We start from the raw sequence: 1,727 nt of genomic DNA on the forward strand, positions 1-1,727 counted from the left end.
GGGGAGGCGATGGGGCCGATTTCGGTCCGGACCCAGGCGCGCAGTTCCTTCTTCAAATCCTCCGAAGGTGTTTCGCCGTTCATCAGCGTGACATAGCAGTAGATGCCCTGTCCCTTGACCGGGTGCGGATAGCCCACCACCGCCGCCTCGGCGACCTTGGCATGGGCGACCAGCGCCGATTCGACCTCTGCCGTGCCCATGCGGTGGCCCGACACGTTCAGCACGTCATCGACGCGCCCGGTGATCCAGTAATCGCTGTCAGCATCGGCGCGGCAGCCGTCCCCGGTGAAATAGGTGCCCTTGTATTGCTGGAAATAGGTCGCCTCGAACCGCTCGTGATCGCCCCAGACCGTGCGCATCTGCCCGGGCCAGCTGTCCTTGATCGCCAGCACGCCTTCGGCGGGGCGGGTGGTGATCTCCTCGCCGCTGGTCGGGTCCAGCACCACCGGCTGCACGCCAAAAAACGGCTTCATCGCGGCGCCGGGTTTGGTGGCATGGGCGCCGGGCAGCGGGGTCATCAGGTGGCCGCCGGTCTCGGTCTGCCACCAGGTGTCGACGATGGGGCAGCGCCCCTGTCCGATCTTGTCGTTATACCAGGTCCAGGCCTCCGGATTGATGGGTTCCCCGACCGTGCCGAGGAGTCGCAGCGAGGATACATCGCATTTCGTTACGAAATCGTCACCCTGGCCCATCAGCGCGCGAATCGCGGTGGGGGCGGTGTAGAACTGCGTGACCTTGTGCTTCTCGCAGACCTGCCAGAACCGGCTGGCATCGGGCCATGTCGGCACGCCTTCGAACATCAGCGTCGTGGCGCCATTGGCCAAGGGCCCGTAAACAATATAGGAATGCCCGGTGACCCAGCCCACGTCCGCGGTGCACCAGAAGATGTCGCCCTCGTGATAGTCAAAAACGATCTCATGGGTCAGGGCGGCGTAAACCAGATATCCACCACTTGAGTGCACAACCCCCTTGGGCTTTCCGGTCGAGCCCGAGGTATAGAGGATGAACAGCGGATCCTCGGCATTCATGGGGCGCGGCGGGCAGTCCGGCGCGGCCAGATCCATCATCGCCTTGACGTCGACATCGCGGCCTTCGACCCATGTGGTCTGGTCGCCGGTATGTTTGACCACAAGGCAGCGCACCTTGTCGGAACAATGCAGGAGGGCGGCATCGGTATTGGATTTGAGCGCGGTCTTGCGGCCGCCGCGCGGGGCGGTGTCGGCGGTGATGACCAGCTTGGCGCCGCAGTCATTGATGCGGTTGGCCAGCGCATCGGGGGAAAACCCGGCAAAGACGATGGAATGCACCGCCCCGATGCGGGCGCAGGCCAGCATGGCATAGGCGGCTTCGGGGATCATCGGCAGATAGATCACCACGCGGTCGCCGCGCATGACCCCCTGGCTGAGCAGGACATTGGCCATGCGGTTCACCCGGTCCGACAGCTGGGCATAGGTGATGTGCTGCGCCGGCTCTTCGGGGTTGTCGGGCTCGAACAGGATCGCGGTCTGGTCGGCGCGGGTGGCCAGATGCCGGTCGACGCAGTTATAGGCGACGTTCAGCAGGCCATCCTCATACCACTTGATCGAGACCGCGCCAAAATCGAAGCAGGTGTTCTTGATCTTCGTCGGCGCGCTGACCCAGTCCAGCCGCCCCGCCTGATCCGCCCAGAACCCCTCGGGGTCCGACAGCGACCGCGCATACATCGCCTCATACCCGGACGCATCCAC

Annotated in this window: 1 protein-coding gene; it reads right to left on the reverse strand. The window is 64.4% G+C overall.

Annotation, left to right across the window (positions count from 1 at the left end; genetic code table 11):
• Positions 1-1,727: acetate--CoA ligase (gene acs / locus VK682_RS27165; RefSeq protein ID WP_324782983.1), on the reverse strand; the 1,727-nt coding region annotated here is incomplete at both ends.

Origin of the sequence: Salipiger marinus (assembly GCF_035481585.1) — a bacterium.
In the GTDB taxonomy this organism is placed as follows: domain Bacteria; phylum Pseudomonadota; class Alphaproteobacteria; order Rhodobacterales; family Rhodobacteraceae; genus Salipiger; species Salipiger marinus.